15 protein-coding genes are annotated in these 18,777 nt (G+C 46.1%); 11 read left to right on the top strand and 4 right to left on the bottom strand.

Features of this window, described 5'->3' with window-relative positions:
- The 11 genes from JHD69_RS12570 to JHD69_RS12520 all read left to right on the top strand — a co-directional run.
- Positions 1-514, top strand: a 514-nt coding sequence (locus tag JHD69_RS12570) for a tetratricopeptide repeat protein (protein WP_199140693.1), incomplete at its 5' end; no start/stop codon positions are given.
- A 9-nt stretch (positions 515-523) separates the two neighbouring features.
- The gene (locus tag JHD69_RS12565; RefSeq protein WP_199140692.1) at positions 524-1,057 is read left to right on the top strand and encodes a metalloprotease family protein; all 534 of its coding nucleotides are present in this window, start codon (positions 524-526) and stop codon (positions 1,055-1,057) included.
- Positions 1,058-1,163: 106 nt separating this feature from the next.
- Positions 1,164-1,754 (top strand): TetR/AcrR family transcriptional regulator, encoded by a 591-nt coding sequence (locus JHD69_RS12560; RefSeq protein ID WP_199140691.1) that lies wholly within the window; start codon positions 1,164-1,166, stop codon positions 1,752-1,754.
- Between the two features lie 11 nt (positions 1,755-1,765).
- Complete coding sequence (locus JHD69_RS12555; protein ID WP_199140690.1) at positions 1,766-1,990, top strand: hypothetical protein; 225 nt, start codon at positions 1,766-1,768, stop codon at positions 1,988-1,990.
- Positions 1,991-1,998: 8 nt separating this feature from the next.
- Complete coding sequence (locus JHD69_RS12550; protein ID WP_199140689.1) at positions 1,999-3,276, top strand: MFS transporter; 1,278 nt, start codon at positions 1,999-2,001, stop codon at positions 3,274-3,276.
- Between the two features lie 137 nt (positions 3,277-3,413).
- Positions 3,414-4,868: a glycoside hydrolase family 30 protein gene (locus JHD69_RS12545; protein WP_199140688.1), complete on the top strand. Its 1,455-nt coding sequence runs from the start codon at positions 3,414-3,416 to the stop codon at positions 4,866-4,868.
- 175 nt (positions 4,869-5,043) lie between these two features.
- Positions 5,044-7,017: a DUF1800 domain-containing protein gene (locus tag JHD69_RS12540; protein ID WP_199140687.1), complete on the top strand. Its 1,974-nt coding sequence runs from the start codon at positions 5,044-5,046 to the stop codon at positions 7,015-7,017.
- Positions 7,018-7,025: 8 nt separating this feature from the next.
- On the top strand, positions 7,026-8,297 hold the full coding sequence (locus JHD69_RS12535) for a DUF1501 domain-containing protein (RefSeq protein ID WP_199140686.1): 1,272 nt from the start codon (positions 7,026-7,028) through the stop codon (positions 8,295-8,297).
- A gap of 329 nt (positions 8,298-8,626) precedes the next feature.
- Positions 8,627-10,219 (top strand): M20/M25/M40 family metallo-hydrolase, encoded by a 1,593-nt coding sequence (locus JHD69_RS12530; protein ID WP_233165895.1) that lies wholly within the window; start codon positions 8,627-8,629, stop codon positions 10,217-10,219.
- A gap of 77 nt (positions 10,220-10,296) precedes the next feature.
- Entirely contained in the window at positions 10,297-11,820 is a 1,524-nt protein-coding gene (locus tag JHD69_RS12525) for a glycoside hydrolase family 10 protein (RefSeq protein ID WP_199140685.1), read from the top strand.
- Complete coding sequence (locus JHD69_RS12520) at positions 11,817-12,014, top strand: hypothetical protein (protein ID WP_199140684.1); 198 nt, start codon at positions 11,817-11,819, stop codon at positions 12,012-12,014. Before JHD69_RS12525 ends, JHD69_RS12520 begins: the two co-directional genes overlap by 4 nt.
- A 154-nt stretch (positions 12,015-12,168) precedes the next feature.
- Here the strand turns inward: JHD69_RS12520 and JHD69_RS12515 are convergent, their stop codons facing one another.
- The 4 genes from JHD69_RS12515 to JHD69_RS12500 form a co-directional block, all read right to left on the bottom strand.
- A complete protein-coding gene (locus tag JHD69_RS12515; RefSeq protein WP_199140683.1) occupies positions 12,169-13,032 on the bottom strand; it encodes an N-acetylglucosamine kinase in 864 nt (287 codons plus the stop codon).
- 17 nt (positions 13,033-13,049) lie between these two features.
- Positions 13,050-14,366 (bottom strand): TolC family protein, encoded by a 1,317-nt coding sequence (locus JHD69_RS12510; protein ID WP_199140682.1) that lies wholly within the window; start codon positions 14,364-14,366, stop codon positions 13,050-13,052.
- Positions 14,367-14,436: 70 nt separating this feature from the next.
- The gene (locus tag JHD69_RS12505) at positions 14,437-17,550 is read right to left on the bottom strand and encodes an efflux RND transporter permease subunit (protein WP_199140681.1); all 3,114 of its coding nucleotides are present in this window, start codon (positions 17,548-17,550) and stop codon (positions 14,437-14,439) included.
- The gene (locus JHD69_RS12500; RefSeq protein ID WP_199140680.1) at positions 17,547-18,656 is read right to left on the bottom strand and encodes an efflux RND transporter periplasmic adaptor subunit; all 1,110 of its coding nucleotides are present in this window, start codon (positions 18,654-18,656) and stop codon (positions 17,547-17,549) included. Before JHD69_RS12500 ends, JHD69_RS12505 begins: the two co-directional genes overlap by 4 nt.
- Positions 18,657-18,777: the final 121 nt, after the last annotated feature.

The raw sequence follows: 18,777 nt of genomic DNA, 5'->3' as shown, positions 1-18,777 counted from the left end.
AGATGTGTATAAGAGACAGCTAAAAACCAACGGCAATGCAGATAACCAGTTGAAGTTTGGGGTAGCGAATTATTTGTACGATTTGAATGAATACGGAGAGTCGGAAAAAGTAGCTAAGGATATCTTGGCCAATGAACCGACCAATTATCCCGCACTGGGATTACTGTCGGCCATTAAAAGAGAAACAGGTCTGTATGATCAGGCTATCAAATATTGCGATGAAATGCTGACCATCAATAAGCAAGACATATTTGCCATTACACAAAAAGCCAGGGTGGAGCTCAAGAGAAAACACGATAGCCAAGCGGCTATCTATGCAGCTATGGCCATGAAGCTTGATCCACAGAGCGATTCTGCATTAGAAGCCATGGCGATGGTCGATTATTTTGCAGGCAGAAAAAAAGAAAGTTTGGCTAGGCTAGCGGTTATCGGCGTGCATAGTTCCCAAACTGGAGATAGCACCATCTTCAATCGCTTAACTCCAATAATCAATGGTTCAACTATTTACAGGTAATATATTTTTATGTTTTTTATTCCGGGTATTGTCATTAGCATCGTTACTTTTCCAGGTGTAATTGTTCATGAACTGGCACATCAGCTTTTTTGCAGATGGTTTAAGGTTCCAGTGTTCGAGGTTTGTTATTTCCGTACCGAAAATCCAGTGGGTTATGTTATCCATGAACCGGCAAAAGAAGCTTACCAATCGGTTTTTATTTCAGTAGGCCCATTTATTATCAATACGCTCCTTTGTTTTCTCATTGGGTTTTCGGCCTCCTTGCCTTTCAAGTTCGAATCAGCAAATATACTCGACTATTTGTTGATGTATTTGGCCATCTCTATTGGTGTACATGCTTTTCCAAGTACCGGTGATGCGGCTTCACTATGGAAGTCTGTAGTAAAGTCTGGACAAACCTCATGGCTTTCCAAAGTATTGGTAACACCAATCGTAGGCTTTATTTACTTAGGTGCTCTTGGCTCTTTTTTTTGGCTCGACCTAATTTATGGCGGAGCAGTTGCATTGGGCTTGCCTTATATCATTATCAAGTTTTTAGCTTGATAAGATAGTGTCATCATTCTTGGCGCAAAGTCATATTTTTGATTTCACCAAAATTTAATCGAAATCCCCATATAAGTAAATGAATATTCATTTATATTTGTATCCCATGAGAGTCAGGGATGAAGAAAAGGTAAAATTGGTCAAGCAAACGGCCATCAAGCTGATTGTTGAAGATGGCTTTGAGGGCTTTAGCATGAACAAATTGGCTAAGGCCTGCGGCATTTCGGTGGCAACGCTCTACATTTATTACGAAGACCGCGACGATCTGATCATCAGCATTGCCAAAGAAGAAGGCGACCGCATGGGCGATGCCATGATCAAGGATTTTGATCCCGAAGCCTCTTTTGAAGAAGGAATGCGCGTTCAATGGCGAAACCGCTATGCTTTTATCAGCGAAAATCCGATGTCTGGCTTGTTTTTGGAACAGTTGCGTACCTCTACTTATCAAGAGCGCTTTTTAGACGATTTTATGAAAAAGTTCAAGCATGTCATCGCGCGCTTTATGCACCAAGTGGTTGAACGGGGCGAAGTCAATGCCATGCCGTTTGAAGTATTTTGGTCGGTAGCCTATTCGCCGCTCTATGCGCTCATCCGGTTTGACCGCGAAGGCCAGAGCCTCGGTGGCAAGCCTTTTAAAATGACCGATGAAATGCTGTGGCAAACCTTCGATTTAGTAATTAAGGCACTCAAGAATTAGATTTTGATTCCATGGAAAATTTTGACCACATCCTCCTTTTTAAAACCGATATCAAAAGCGAAGCCTGCAAGGCCAAGCTTCAGGCTATTTTAGATGGCCACGAGGGCATTGCCAAATGGAACATCGCCTTAGATGATCAAGACTATGTACTGAGGGTAGTTTCGTATACCCTAACACATCAGCAAATTATAGAACTGATTAACCAACAGGGGCACTTCTGTTGCGAATTAACTTAACCCAACAAATGAAACCACAAGAAATTATCCCTTTAACCGGCTATCAGAAGCTGGTAATTTTTTTATTGGCCATTACCCAGTTTACCGTAATCCTCGATTTTATGATCATGTCGCCATTGGGCGATATGCTGATGAAGTCGATGAGCCTGAAGCCTGCAGCCTTTGGTGTAGCCGTATCTGCCTATGCTTTTAGCGCAGGTATTTCAGGCCTGTTAACAGCCGGTTTTGCCGATCGTTTCGACCGCAAAAAACTATTGTTGTTTTTTTACATCGGATTTATTGCCGGTACTTTTTTCTGTGGCCTGGCCAATACCTATACGCAACTGGTTGCGGCACGTATCATTACCGGGTTGTTTGGCGGTGTAATCGGCTCCATTTCTATGGCCATTATAACCGATTTGTTTAGTCTGCAGCAACGCGGTAGGGTAATGGGCTTTATCCAGATGGGCTTTGGCGCCAGTCAGGTACTAGGTGTTCCCATAGGCTTATACATAGCCAGCAAATGGAATTGGGAGGCGCCGTTTTTAATGGTGGCTTCTTTGGCTGTACTCATTGCCATTGCGATCCTGCTCAAGCTAAAACCAGTAAATGCACACCTGGCCGTGCAACGAGACAAATCGGCATTTATGCACTTGTGGCATACTATTCAAAAACGTAAGCACCGTATCGGGTTTACCGCTACGGCTTTACTCTCTATTGGAGGTTTTATGATGATGCCTTTTGGGAGTGCTTTTGCCATTAATAACCTGAAGATTTCTAACGACCAATTAGTGATGCTATTTATGGTTTCGGGGGTATCGTCAGTAGTGATCATGCCTTTTATAGGCCGTTTAAGCGATAAAGTGAGCAAAGTAAGGATCTTTGCCGTCGCCTCGGTTTGGATGATGATCATGTGTGTGGTCTATACCAATTTAGGCCCAACTCCTTTTTGGCTGGTGCTCATCTTTAATATTTTGATGATGACTGGCGTAATGAGCCGCATGGTACCTTCGTCAGCGTTAACCAGTGCCGTACCTGATTTGGAAGACCGTGGTGCATTTATGAGCATCAATGCTTCCTTGCAACAGATTGCCGGTGGCGTAGCTGCGGCGGTTGCCGGAATGATTGTAACCCAATCCAGCAAGGCCAGTCCGTTGCAAAATTACGATGTGGTAGGCTATGTAATCGTGGTCATTTCTATCCTCAGTATCTTTCTCATGTATCGCGTAAGCAACATGATTGCTCAAAAAAGCAACCAGCAGGGAGCGGCCAAAATGGAAGAGGCCGTGATGAACGAAGGTGTATAAAGCAAACGTTTGCGTAGTTTTTGTCGTTATAATCTGTCAGAGATTGTAACTTGGTGTACTTTTTACACATAAAATGGGCAATTTGCTGTTTTGAACCATTAAATTCAATAAATTGCCTTGCAAACCACTTAAGAGATATGAACACGTACCCTAAAATTGCCTTGCTTGCCGCTGCTTTGTTGGGCAGTACCATTTCTTTTGCGCAACAAAAGAAAGCTGTTGCCATCGCCGGTAAAAAAGTAACCGTTTACAGCACGGTGAAGGGCGAAGGAAAACCTATGCAAGAGACCGCTGTATTGAGCTTTAAACCCGCCAAGCAGCCCCTGGAAACACAAACCAGTATTTTTGTCGATCCCGCCAAAACCTTTCAAACCTTGATCGGAATTGGAGGCGCCATTACCGATGCCTCGGCAGAAGTATTTGCCAAATTACCCAAAGCTACCCAACAGGAACTGCTAACGGCCTATTACGATAAAAACAAAGGCATTGGCTATACCGTGGTGCGGACCAACATTAACAGCTGCGATTTTTCGAGCGATACCTATACCTATGTAGCCGAGGGCGACAAGGATTTGAAAACCTTCAACATCGACCACGACCGCAAGTTCAAAATCCCCTTGATTAAACAGGCGCAGGCAACGGCCGGAAAGGTTAACCTTTTTGTGAGCCCCTGGAGCCCGCCGGCTTGGATGAAAAGCAATAACAGTATGCTCAAAGGAGGATCTTTATTGCCTGCTTTTCAGCAATCATGGGCCAACTACTATGTCAAATTTATCCAGGCCTATGAGCAAGCAGGCATGCCGGTTTGGGGCCTTACCGTACAGAACGAACCGATGGCTACGCAACGCTGGGAATCGTGCATCTATACCGCCGAAGAAGAAAGAGATTTTATCAAGAACTTTTTGGGACCAACCTTGCATAAAAATGGAATGGCTGGCAAAAAACTGATTGGCTGGGATCACAACCGCGACCTGATTTACCAAAGGGCATCAACCTTGTTCAGCGATCCGCAGACCGAAAAATACTTGTGGGGCATCGGTTTCCATTGGTATGAAACTTGGACAGGCAGCAACCAGAACTTCGAAAACCTGAAAAGGGTAAAAGAGGCTTTCCCAACCAAACAACTGATTTTTACCGAAGGTTGCGTAGAGAAATTCAGCTTAGACCGCCTCAACGATTGGAGCCTTGGCGAACGCTATGGCCTATCGATGATCAATGATTTTAATGCTGGTACCGCTGCCTGGACCGATTGGAATATCCTGCTCGACGAAAACGGTGGGCCAAACCATGTGGGCAATTTCTGCTTTGCGCCAGTGCATGCCGATGTGAAATCGGGTAAGCTGATGTATACCAACTCCTTTTATTACATTGGCCATTTTTCTAAATACATTAAGCCGGGTGCCAAAAGAATTATCAGCGCACCAAGCCGTACCATGTTAAGCAGTACCGCTTTCCAAAACCCTGATGGTTCTGTAGTGGTGGTGGTAATGAATACAACCGATCAGAAATTGCCTTATCAGCTCTGGATAGCCGGTCAGGCCGCCGAAACCGTAAGCGAAGCACACTCTATCAGCACTTTGATCATTAAATAATAAATATTAACGGTTAATAGGCAACCCCGTTCCGATGTAAGTTGGAATGGGGTTTGTTTTTGGAGGGTGTTGGAGAAGTTTTATAGACATTCCATGTTAAGTTTTTGTTTTTTCGTAAAATACGATTAATCTTTATGGTTTTTCTGTTGTCATAGCATGGTAATTGTCCTGAAATATGAAACAAAGAATTCACCACTTCTACTTTTGCCTGCTTGCATTTGGGTTGGCTATTGTTTTTTCTTCGTTTGTAAATTCCCGTGGAAGAGAAAAGTTTGTGCTCCCCTACAAACAGGCCGGCTTAACCGAACAGCAGGCTGCCGCTCATTTGCTCAGTCGTTTCAGTTATGGCGCCCGGCCAGGCGATGTACAGGCCGTGGTGAAAATAGGCCTCGAAAAATGGTTCGAGCAACAGTTGGCCGGCAATCAATCGGATGCAGAGCTTGACCCCATGTTGGCCAGGCTCGATGCTATTAACCTGAGCAATACCGAGGTAGAAAACATCTTCCCGCGCAGGGCACAGCTGGTTCGCTTTGCCGTTAGGGATGGTTATATTCCGAAAGACTCGGTAAACAATGCCAACAGAAAAGAGTATGCGGCTACCATGGCCAAGTACATGCAAGACAAAGGCTATAGGCCACAGCAGGAATTATACCGGCAGTTTATCAACCAAAAAATATTAAGGGCTACCTACAGCAACAACCAGTTGCGTGAACTCATGACCGATTTTTGGTTCAACCACTTTAATGTATCGCTCAGCAAAAACCAGTGCGCTTCTTTTGTGCCCGCCTACGAGCGCGATGTGATCCGACCTAATGTGTTTGGCCCATTCGACAAGCTTTTGTTGGCTACAGCCAAATCGCCGGCCATGCTTATGTATTTGGATAATTTCAGCAGCACAGGCAATAATGTGGTTCCGATGGAAGAGCCTGCCAATGAGATGATGGCAACCGGTAATCGCCAGGCACAATCGCGTAAAAGGCTAGAGGCACTCATGCAAAAAGCAAAGGCCAATGCCAAAAACAAAAAACAAGGCCTTAACGAAAATTATGCCCGCGAAGTGATGGAACTGCACACCCTGGGCGTTGATGGAGGCTATACCCAAACCGACGTAACCCAAGCCGCACGTGTTTTAACCGGATGGACCATTGCCCCCATGGGCGAAAACGGCTATGGTGCGCCTATCAAAAAGCTGATGGAACGTGTAGGCGATGATAAATTGCGCCAGCAGGGATTTGTGCACGAAGGCGACTTTCTTTTTGCCATGAACCGTCACGATAATGGCGAGAAAGTAGTATTGGGCAAGAAATTTAAGGCAGGTGGCGGTTACGAAGAAGGTGTGGCATTGCTCGAATTGCTGGCCCACCACCCTTCAACAGCCAAGTTTATTTCAAAGAAAATTGCCGTCCGTTTTGTAAGCGATAATCCACCCCAAAGCCTGATCGATAAAATGGCCAAGACATTTACCAGCAGCAATGGCGATATCAGGCAAGTATTGATGACCATGGCCAGCGCGCCTGAATTCTGGTCGGCCGATGCCCTGCGCGAAAAGACCAAATCGCCATTTGAATTGGCTATCAGCGCGGTTCGCAGTTTGGATGCTACAATTAAGCAACCTTATCAATTGTATACCTGGATAAATAAAATGGGACAGCAAATGTACTATTATCAAGCGCCAACAGGCTTCCCAGACCGCGGACAGTACTGGATCAATACAGGTTCTTTGCTAAACAGGATGAACTTTGGACTGGCTCTGGCTTCGCAACGTATTCCGGGCATCAGCTTCGACCTGGCTGCGCTCAACAACAACCACGAACCCGAAAGCGCCGAAGCGGCCTTAAATATTTATGGTAAACTGATGATGCCCGAACGCAAGCTCGACGAAACCATATCGAGGCTAAAGCCTATGCTTAACAATCCAGATTTGGAAAGCAACGTGGCTAAAGCCGCAGCTCAAAATGCGGCGCCTCAGCAAATGAACGCGATGGCGAACGAAGATGCCAATATCATGGGCGAAAATGCGGATCAAATGAAACCAAAAGGCAAAAAAGCCTTAGTTAATAATATGCCGGGCCAACAAGCAGGAAACAATTCCATGTTGGCACAAGTAGTAGGGGTAATTATCGGATCACCAGAATTTCAACGTAAATAAAATTTATCATGACTTCGAGAAGAGGATTTATCAAAGCTGGAGGCTTGGCCTTATTTGGAATTAGCTTGGGTGGCATACCCGGATTTTTGGCCGATGCCGTCGCGGGTACCGTAGCCCCGGGCCTGTTCAAAAAACGTAAAATCATGGTGTGCATCTTTCAGCGTGGCGCCATGGATGGTTTGATGGCCGTTACGCCCTTTACCGACAATTATTTAAAGGCGGTTCGCCCCAATTTGTTTATGTCGGCTGCACAAGGTGGAAAAAACAAGCCCCTGATTGATCTGGATGGCCGTTTTGGTTTGCATCCTTCCATGGCAGTATTCGAACAAATGTTCCGCGAAAAGCGCCTCGGCATTGTACATGGCATTGGTTCGCCCAACAATACACGTTCGCACTTTGATGCACAGGATTTTATGGAATCGGGTACGCCTTTTAACAAAGGTACTGAAACCGGTTGGCTCAATAGGGCCGTGGGCTTGTTAGGGCACGAAGCCGCTACGCCGTTTCAAGGCGTAAGTTTAACTTCTTCGCTGCCAAGGTCGTTTTATGGCGAAAATCCCGCAGTAGCCATCAGCAACCTGGCCGATTTCAACATCCAGTTGCGTGGTAACCAGGCAGGAGCCAACATGGCTTCGAAGAGTTTTGAAGACCTGTACGATCAAACTTCGTCGGGCTTGTTGAAGGATACGGGCAAGGAAAGCTTCGAAGCGATTAAAATGCTCCAAAAAACCGATACCAAAAACTATAAGCCCGAATATAACGCCGTTTATCCGAATACGGCACTAGGCAACTCGCTCAAACAGATTGCGCAACTCATTAAAATGGACGTGGGCCTAGAAGTAGCCTTTGCCGAATCTGGCGGTTGGGATACCCACTTTAATCAAGGTACCGAAACTGGCATTTTTGCCCGCAATGTAAACGACCTGAGCAATAGCATCATGGCTTTCTGGACCGACTTGAGCAAATACCAAGATGAGGTGACGGTAATGACCATGACCGAATTTGGCCGTACGGTTGCGCAAAATGGCACTGGCGGCACCGACCACGGGCGGGCTTCATGTAATTTTATTTTGGGCAACGATGTGAATGGCGGTTTGGTACACGGCATCGTTAATCCATTAGCCAAAGAAAACCTCGAAGATGGCAGGGATTTAGCCGTAACCACCGATTTTAGGGCCGTATTTAGCGAAGTGGCCAACAAGCATTTGGGCATCCACAACGATAAGATCCTTTTCCCTGATTGGGCAGGTAAGCAGATTGGGGTAATGCGGGGCGTTTAGGGCTAAAATTATTTTTAAAGCTGGTCGGGATGTGCCATCCCCATCCTAACAACTTTGGATTTTTAATCCAATTCCATGGAAATGAACTAACAATACTCATAGGCCAATAAGAGGTCAATTTGTAACTTATTTGATAACAAGCCCCTTGGTGTTTCCCAATCGCCACAGGGGCTTTCTCTTTATTGTTAAAATGGCCCTAAAGTTCTATCTTTCGAGTATTAACTAAACTATTTAAGGATAATTCGTGAAACCGCCATGATTTTCGAGGCGATTTGCTTCAAAAATCAATCCCTGGCTATTTCATTACCGTTAAAACAAAATTTGAACAGATGAAAACTTTTCTACATCCCAAAGGCTTTCCTGCAGCAAGGTATGCCGCTGCAATGTTTATTGGTGCCAGCATGTGCTGCGGCAGTTTGAGTTTCGCTCAAAGCAGCAAAGACCCTGTCATCAACAATATTGTGAACGAAGAAAACAGCAATTCGCAACTCGAGAAACTGGCTCACGAGCTGTTGGATGTTGTTGGACCCCGTTTGGTAGGCAGTCCGCAAATGAAACAGGCTAACGATTGGGCCGTAAAAAAATATGGCGACTGGGGCATTACAGCCAGGAACGAAAAATGGGGCGAATGGCGTGGCTGGCAAAGAGGCGTAAGCCACATCGACCTGATCAGTCCAAGGGTAAGAACCTTAGAAGGCACGCAACTGGCTTGGAGCCCGTCAACTTCGGGCAAAGGCGTGAAAGCCGAAGCCATTATTTTGCCAGAAGTGGCCGACTCGGTTGCCTTTCAAAATTGGTTGCCTAACGTAAAAGGCAAATTGGTCATGATTTCGATGAATCCGGTATCCGGTCGCCCGGACAAAAACTGGGAGGAATTTGCGACGAAAGACCTGTACAACAAATTCAAAAAAGAAAAAGATGAAGCCGCTAAAGCTTGGAAAGACCGCTTGGCCAAAACTGGTTTGACCGCAAAAAACTTGGCTTTAGCCATCGAAAAAGCAGGTGCTGCGGGCATCATCATCAACAACTGGTCGCAAGGCTGGGGCGTAGATAAGATTTTTGGTGCCAATACCACCAAGATTCCTACGGTCGATTTATCGGTAGAAGATTATGGCCTGGTTTACCGTCTGGCTACTTATGGTTCAAAACCGGTGCTTAATATTGTTTCCGAATCAAAAGAACTGGGCATGGTGCCAACCTTCAATACCATTGCCGAAATTAAAGGCACACAAAAGCCAAACGAGTACGTGATGCTATCGGCCCACTTCGATTCGTGGGATGGTGCCAGTGGTGCCACCGATAACGGCTCGGGCACCATTATGATGATGGAAGCCATGCGTTTGTTGAAGAAATTCTATCCAAACCCGAAAAGAACCATTTTGGTTGGCCACTGGGGCAGCGAAGAGCAGGGCTTAAACGGATCGAGAGCCTTTGTAGAAGACCATCCAGAAATTGTGAACAACCTGCAGGCTTTGTTTAACCAAGACAACGGAACCGGCCGCGTGGTTAACCTTTCGGGACAAGGTTTCGCCAAAGCCAAAGATTATTTAACCAGATGGTTGGCCCAAGTACCTGATACCATCAAAAATCAGATCAAAACTAATTTCCCTGGTGCTCCAGGCGGTGGCGGTTCAGATTTTGCTTCTTTTGTAGCCGTGGGTGCGCCGGGTTTCTCCTTAAGCTCTACCAGCTGGGATTACGGCAGCTATACTTGGCATACCAACCGCGATAGCTATGATAAATTGGTTTTCGACGAAATCAGAAGCAATGCCATTTTAGCCGCTATTTTGGTTTACATGGCTTGTGAGGATCCGGAAAAAACTTCGAACGAAAGAATTACCTTGCCGGTTAACGAGCGTACGGGCAAGCCAGGCGTTTGGCCTCCACAGGTAAAAGCAACCCGCAAAGGTGGCGTAAACTAACCACATCAATTTAGAATTATAATGAAACGGACCATAGCCCATAAAGCTATGGTCTGTTTGCTATCAAACCCAATCTCATGATATTGAAGAACACCATACTGTGCCTGGCAACCTTGTTAAGCCTCAATGCTTATGGCCAGGTGCAAACAACGCCCAACGAAGCACTAAACAGACCACCTAAAGCCATGCAGGAGTTCAGGGCTGGGTGGATTGCCACCGTGGCTAACATCAACTGGCCCAGCAAGCCTGGCCTAAGTCCGGCCGAACAGCAGCAGGAAGCCGTTGCCTTGTTAGACCTGCTTAAAAAATTGAATTTCAATGCGGCCATTTTGCAGATCAGGCCACAGGCCGATGCACTTTATGAAAGCAGTTTAGAACCTTGGTCGTTTTTCCTGACCGGCGCACAAGGCAAAGCGCCAGAACCTTATTACGACCCTTTGGCCTTTTGGGTAGAAGCGGCGCACGACAGAGGCTTGGAGCTGCATGTATGGCTCAATCCTTACCGTGCCCATCACTTATCGGGTGGCGAGCCCAGTGCCAAATCTATCGTAAAGGCCAAACCCGATTTGGTGGTCAAACTGAAAGACGGGCAGTATTGGATGGATCCGTCGAAAAAAGAAGTGCAGGATCACTCGCTGGCGGTAGTGAAAGACATTGTAAAGCGTTATGATATTGATGGCGTACATTTCGACGATTATTTTTATCCCTACGATTCGTACAATGGTGGCGCCGATTTTCCCGACGACCAAAGCTGGGCCGCTTATCAGCAAAGCGGCGGTAAATTGAGCCGTGGCGATTGGCGTAGAGAAAGCGTAAACAGCTTTATCGAAAAGGTTTACAAGGAAATCAAGGCCGAGAAAAAATACGTGAAGTTTGGGATTAGTCCCTTTGGCATTTGGCGTCCGGGTTACCCCGAATCCATCGAAGGGATGGACCAATATGATAAGCTTTATGCCGATGCCAAATTATGGCTTAATAAAGGCTGGGTCGATTATTTCAGCCCACAGTTGTATTGGACAGTCAATGCACAAAAGCTGAGTTTTCCGGTGCTGCTAGGCTGGTGGCAGTCTGAAAATACCAAAGGCAGGCACCTGTGGCCCGGCATGAACATCGGCTTGGGTGGCGACGAGAAGAATGTAGACGAAATCATCAACCAGATTATGATTACCCGGGGCATGCTGCCCAATAGCAAAGGTGCTTTGCACTGGAGCATGGCTGGCCTGGTTAAACACGAAAAACTGCGGCAGGGATTAATTGATGGGCCGTACCAGAAACAAGCCTTGGTACCGCCTAGCGAATGGCTGGATAAAAAGGCACCTAAAAAACCTGAGGTTGCCGTTGTCTCCAAAGATTCGCTATGGCAGATCAGGTGGAGCCATCCAGAAAAAAGCGATGTATTTAGGTGGGTGGTTTATTTTAAATATGGCGATAAATGGAACTATAGGATTTTGAACCGCAAAGACGAATTTTTGGATATCTTAGCGACTGTTAAAAGAGCCAAAACCTCAATCCCTTTAAATGCCTATGCGGTAACCGCAGTAGACCGTACAGGCAATGAAAGTGAATTTGAAGAACACCAGCTCATCAACAGCAAGCCATGAAAGCACATCCCAAAGAACTGATAGAAGCAACCGCCAACGCCATCAAAGATCATTTTATCCCCAAAGATCCAACAGCCCGGCAATTCAGTTTCCATTTTACCATTCCGCCGGCTTCCAACTATAAAGCTAGCTATGAGCAGGATGCCAAAGGCAATTGGCTATTGAAAGGCTATGAAGCAGATGATTTGAAATGAGTAAGTAGTTGGTGGCTACCTATCGAAGCTTTAAAGATAGTTGGCTAATAAGATAATAAATTTCCCATGCCCCTCCGATGGAGAGGTGCCCAAGGGCGGGGTAGCTAATGATGAAAAAGTTCACTTACGGAGCTGCCAAAGCTTCGTAAGTGGTTTAACTCATTTGTAAGGTAATGCCTTCCCTTTTAAGGATATAATCGAAAATTCCTTCGATGGGCTTTTGGAGTATTTTGCCCACTTTAATGTGGTTGGCCGCAAAAGTAGCACGCAATTCGTCTTGATAGTAATAAGCAATAGAACCCACAAAATTACAGTCGAGGCTGCGATATGATTTATAGTCTTTTACATTGGTATCTATAAACTCTTGAAAGCCATCGTGAAGCACCTGTTGGATGAATGGATGCGACTGGTGTGCCTTCATAAAACGGCTAAATCCCGCCAGGTACGAATTAGGCAAAGGCTTTTGGTAGATGTTTTCGATAACGATGTCTTTGTTTACCTCATAAGCCTTGGCAAAAGCTTCGCATAAATCGGCAGGCATGGTTTGATACAGAAAAGAAAGCAGTATTTTTTTGCCAAAATAGGTGCCCGAGCCTTCATCGCCCAACACATAGCCCAGGCCGTGTTTGCCATCGTGTACACTTTTACCATCGTAATACGAAATGTTAGATCCGGTACCCAAAATGCAGGCCAGTCCCTTTTTGTCGCCACAGGTGGCATAGGCAGAACCAATCAGGTCGTGGTCTACGCTGATGAAGGCTTTGGTGAAAAATGCAGATAGTCCGTTAGAAATAATCTCGTGTTTGTCTGGTGACGAACAGCCTGAGCCGAAAAAATAAACTTCTTTCACGGCCGTGGCATAAGGGGCAATTTCCTTGTTTTTGGAAAGGATTTTGACCACATCGTGCGCATTTACAAAATAAGGATTGATGCCTTGCGTACTGAAAGATAAGATCTGATTTGGACTATAGGCCATCCAGTCTGTTTTGGACGAACCGCTATCTGCAACTAAAATCATGCACTAAAAATAGCAATTTATTGAATATTTAACGTACCGCTGATTTCTTTTAGCGCAATTTCGGCCAGTTTGGCCTGGTATTGCACATCGATATAGCGGCTATTGGCATCGATGGCATTGCGTTGCGCTTCCCTTAGCTCCAGTGGCGCAATGCTGCCTAAGCGGTATTTCGCTAAGGTGATATCCAAATTCTGGTTGGCAATGTCAACGTTATGATGCTCCAGTTTAACCAGTGCTAAAAAGGTGCTGTAGTTTTGGTAGGCGCTGGTTAGCTGGGCGCTGATGTCTTGTTTCACCTTATCTAACGAAAGGCTGGCCGAGCTGATTTCGACCTTTGCATTGCGTTCGTTTTGGCGTTGCAAAAAGCCGTTAAAAATGTTTACACTGGCCGTTACCCCGTAAGTTAACCCGTTGGCCCTAAACTTGGTATTAAAGCCAGTAGGGGTAGTGCTGCGCGAAAACTCATAGCCACTGTTGAGGCTGACTTGCGGATAGCGGTTGCCTTTGACCTGCTTCAGGTTCAGCTCGGCAATTTTCTTGCTCAGCATGGCGCTCTGCAAATAAGGATTGAGTTGTTGCATCTGGTTGGCCAGCTCCGTATAATTGAGGGTGTTGTCTATCGTGATGTCGCTTGCTACCGAAAATTTGGTGTTCACGTCGCGAGCCATTAGCTGGTTTAAGGTAACCATAAAAGTAGCCAGCTGGTTTTTTTGCTGCAGGTAGGTAGAAGTATCGGTGTTGTAATCAACTTTGGCGGCCAATACATCGAGTTTAGAACCGCGGCCAATTTCCAGTTTGTTGTTGGCAATTTTGAGCCTCAGGTTAGAAATATCGAGGGCGCTATCAGAAGCGACCACCAATTGTTGCTGCTTTACGATGTTGAAATAGGCCGTAATCACATCAGAAATCGTGGTGAGGATTTGTGCTTTGGCATTTACCTGGCCCTGTTGCTCTAAAGCCTTTAACCGGTCGTAGTTGGCAAACATCTTAAAGCCATCAAAAATGGTCCAATCTAGGCCTACTCCATACGACATGTTGGTGCTTTTGGCACCATCGGTTACCCGTTGCGTACCGCTAGATTGCGTTTGAACAGTGTTTTGCCTGCTGCCACCCGTGCTAAATGTGCCCGATGCTGTTGGTAACATGCCGGCATTGCCCGCGTTGGCGTTGTTTTTGGCAATAGCGGCGGTGTTGTTGATCAGCTTGATATCGTAGTTGTTTTGCAGGGCAATGGTAATGGCGTCTTGCAACGTTAATTTCTCCTGCGCCGTTGCTGTATTGCATAAGCCAGCCCAACTTCCAACGATAAAAAATATAAAATACTTTAATTTCATGTATGTTAAATTTTGAATGATCGGGTTTGGAACGATTGAATGGCTTTTATTCCTTCCCTTCATGCTCTCCTTATTTTTTGTCTTGGCCTTCGTCGGCCAGCGCGGCGTTTAAAGATTCTTTTAACTCGGTATTTTCCTGGTGTTCTTTAGACCAGTACGAATAAATGGCCGGAATAACGAACAAGGTCAAGATCAACGAAAACAAAGTACCACCAATAATTACAGTACCCATACTCATCCGGCTTTTGGCCGCCGCGCCCAAGGCCATGGCAATAGGCAATGCACCAATGGCAATAGCCATACTGGTCATCAAAATTGGCCTTAACCTCGAAACCGCTGCCTCTCTAATGGCGTCGTGTACCGATTTGCCCTGTTCTTTAAGCTGGTTGGCAAATTCTACAATCAAAATGCCGTTTTTGGTTACCAAGCCAATCAGCATGATGGTACCGATTTGGCTGAAGATATTCCAGCTTTGTCCGCACAGCCATAGGGATAAAAATGCACCAGCTACCGCCATCGGCACTGTAAGGATAATGATGATGGGGTCTTTGAAGCTCTCGAACTGTGCCGAAAGGATCAGATAAACCAACAATAAGGCCAAGCCGAACGCGAAAAGGGTGTTGGAAGAACTCTCCTGAAAATCCCTCGATTCGCCACTTAAATCGGTAGAGAAGCTTTCGTCGAGCACTTTAGTTGCAATCCTGTCCATGGCCGCAATGCCATCGCCAATGCTTTTGCCCGGCGATAAACCTGCCGACACCGTAGCCGAAATGAAACGGTTGTTACGGTATAATTGTGGCGGACTGCTTTCTTCCTTGGCTGTGACCAGGTTGTCTAATTGGATAAGCTGCCCTTTGTCGTTTCTTACATACACCGAACTCAGGTCGAGCGGTTCCTTGCGGTCGCTCACATCAAACTGGCCGATTACCTGATATTGCTTGCCGTTCATAAAGAAATAAGAGAAACGCTGGCCACTAAGCCCCAATTGCAGGGTTTGGGCAATGTCAACAATAGAAACGCCCAAGTTTTTGGCCTTATCGCGGTCAATAGTAAGGTCTATTTCGGGTTTGTTGAATTTAAGGTTAACATCTGAAGTGGTAAAAGTAGGGTCTTTAGCAACCTCGTCCATAAACTGAGGCACTTTTTCGCGCAGCTTCTCAAAGTTTTGCGCCTGAATAATATAGCTGATGGGCAAACCGCCTCTGCGGCCCACAGAAATGGTAGGCTGCTGCGTAACGGTTACCTTGCCTTCGGTATATTTTTTGGTGGCTTTGGTCAGCTTATCGGCAATGTCTTTTTGGCTTCTCTCTCGTTTGTCGGGGTCGATCAGGCCCATGCGCATGAACCCCGAATTTGTAGAGCCAGCTCCGCCAAAACCTGGCGAGGTAATGGTAATCAACACGTTCTTCTCGGGAACCGAATCAATAATCATTGTGTTCAGCTTTGAGATAAAACGGTCGGTGTAGGCAAAAGAAGCACCTTCTGGCGTAGTTACGTTCAAGTTGATGGCACTTCTGTCGTCGTAAGGAGCAGTTTCTTTCGGCAATAGTTTCCAGAAAAGGAAAATCAGCCCCATACAGATCAAAATCAGCGGTACGGCAATCCAGCGCCTGTTCAAGAACTTGTTCAGGTTGCTCTTGTAGCTTTCGTTAAGCTTCACAAAATAAGGTTCTGTAAAGTTGTAAAACCTCGATGGCGTGTGGCCTCCTTTTTTCATCAGATAGGCATTCAGCATCGGGGTTAAGGTTAATGATACGAAGGCCGATATGAGTACGGCTGCGCCAATAACCACCCCAAACTCGCGGAAAAGCCGCCCCACAAAGCCTTGTAAGAAAATTACCGGCAAGAATACCGCGGCCAGGGTAATGGAGATGGAAATTACCGCAAAGAAAATCTCGTTCGAACCTTTAATGGCCGCTTCGATTGGCGATAGGCCTTCCTCCACCTTTTTAAAGATGTTCTCGGTTACCACAATGCCATCGTCAACCACCAGGCCCGTTGCCAGTACAATGGCCAAAAGCGTAAGTACGTTAATGGAGAAGCCGAAAATGTACATGATAAAGAACGTGGCAATGAGCGATACCGGAATATCGATCAATGGCCTGAAGGCAATAGCCCAATCCCTAAAAAACAGGTAAATGATCAAAATTACCAAGACCAGCGAAAGCAAAATGGTTTCGGCCACTTCGGTTACCGAACGTTTGATAAAGAGGGTCGTATCAAGTGCTACCTTGAGCTTAATATCCTGAGGTACGTCCTGTTCCAGTTTGGCAAAACGTTTATAAAACTCCTTGCTAATGTCGAGGTAGTTGGCGCCGGGTTGCGGAATAATACCAATAGCCACCATGGGTTTGCCCGATTCGCGTAAAACGGTTTCCTCGTTTTCAGAACCCACTTCGGCAAAGGCTACATCTTGCAGCTTCACTACATTGTTGCTGTCGCTAGAAAGGATCAGGTTGTTAAACTCGTCGGCCGTGGTGAGCTTGCCCAGTGTTTTTACAATCAGCTCGGTAGTGGCTCCGGTCAGTTTTCCCGATGGCAATTCTACGTTTTCGCGGTCAAGTGCCGTTACAATATCCTGCGAAGTCAGGCCATAAGAAGCCAGTTTGGTAGGGTCGATACGGATACGCATGGCGTACTTGCGCTGCCCCTGGATTTGTACGCTGCTTACGCCCGGAATAGTTTGGATGCGGTCGGCAATTACGTTTTCGGCAAAATCGCTCAGGTCGGTTACCCCACGCTTGTCGCTTTGGATGGTCATCGAAATGATCGCATCCGAATTGGCATCAGCCTTGCTCACGATCGGCAACCCATCGATGTCTTTTGGCAAGCTTCTGGCCGCCTGCGACACTTTATCGCGCACATCGTTGGCCGCTTCGTCTATGTTTTTGTCGAGGTTAAACTCGATGGTAATGTTGCTCGTTCCCTGGTTGCTGGAAGAAGAAATATTGCGAATACCGTCGATGGCATTGATTGATTTTTCCAGAGGTTCGGTAATTTGCGATTCGATGATATCGGCGTTGGCTCCCGGATAGGAAGTACGCACCGAAACAATGGCCGGATCGATAGACGGGTACTCGCGTACGCCCAGAAAGTTATAGCCAATTACCCCGAACAGGATAATGACCAGGTTCATTACAATGGCAAGAACCGGACGTTTGATACTGGTGGTCGAAATACTCATGACTTAGCTTTTACCAGTTTAACTTTTACCGGAGATTTAGGTTTAAGGGCCATGGCGCCTGTGGTCAATACGGTGTCGCCTACGTTGAGGCCCGAAGTGATCTGTACGCGCTCCGCAGTACGGTTGCCTGCTTCTACTTTTACCTGTTGTGCCAATCCGTTTTTGCTGATGTAAACGGTTTTTCCGTTCAGCACCGGAATAATGGCTTCGCTCGGGATCAAAATGGCATCGTTAATGGTCGCCAATGCCAGTTTAACCTTGGCAAACGAGCCCGGCAAAAGCTTGCCGTCGGCATTGGGAGCCAGGGCTTTGATTTGCAACGTACGGGTTGCTTGGTTAATGCCCGGCTCTAAGGCAAATATCTTGGCCTTAAAGGTTTGGTGCGAACCGTCTATGTGGAAATCAATGTTGGCATTTTGATTGATTTGCCCAGCATATTTTTCTGGAATGGAGAAGGTGATTTTTACCGGATTGGTACTTACCAAATTGGCAATGGTGGTTGATGGGGTCAGGTATTCGCCCACAGAAATAGACCTTAAGCCAACTTGGCCACTAAAAGGTGCCAAAATCGAAGTTTTGGCCAACTGCGCCCTGATCAGTTGGGTTTGTGCTTTTAGCGATTGCAGGTCGGCTAACGAAGTGTCGTATTCTTCCTGACTGATGGCGCCTTTGGCCAATAGTTGCTTGGCCCTGTTCTCGTTGGTGGCCGAAAGCTTTTCCTTGGTTAGGGCATCTTTCAGTTGTGCCTGAATATCCCTGTCGTTTATTTTAACCAACAAAGCGCCTTTGCTTACATGGCTGCCTTCCTTAAAATAGATGCCGGTTACCAAGCCAGCCACTTCGCTGCGCAACACAACCGATTCGTTGGGTTCTATGCTTCCCGTAATTTCGAGGTCATTGTCAAATCTGGCGGTTTGCACCACTACGCCCTCTACAGCCAATGGCGGAGCGCCTTTGCCTCCTTTGCCGTTCTTGCCGCCTGGGCCGCCACCAGCCTTGGCCCCATTGCCTTCGGCCGCGATTTTTTTGTTTTCAGAAATTCTATAATAAACCAAATAGGCCAAGCCTATGGCTAAGAGGATGTAGATGATATACCTGATTTTCATGCGTGTGTTTAATCCAATGGGTTAACGTACAAAAATATTTATTTGTTTTTCTAATCATTTGATGTACTAAGTATGTTACAGCTTATTACATAAATATATGTCTTTAAAAACTTAGAAATTT

It is taken from the genome of Pedobacter sp. ASV12 (assembly GCF_016429155.1).
Lineage (GTDB): Bacteria > Bacteroidota > Bacteroidia > Sphingobacteriales > Sphingobacteriaceae > Pedobacter.
The sequence above is the reverse complement of the archived record's forward strand: the minus strand, read 5'-3'. Positions and strand labels throughout refer to the sequence as shown.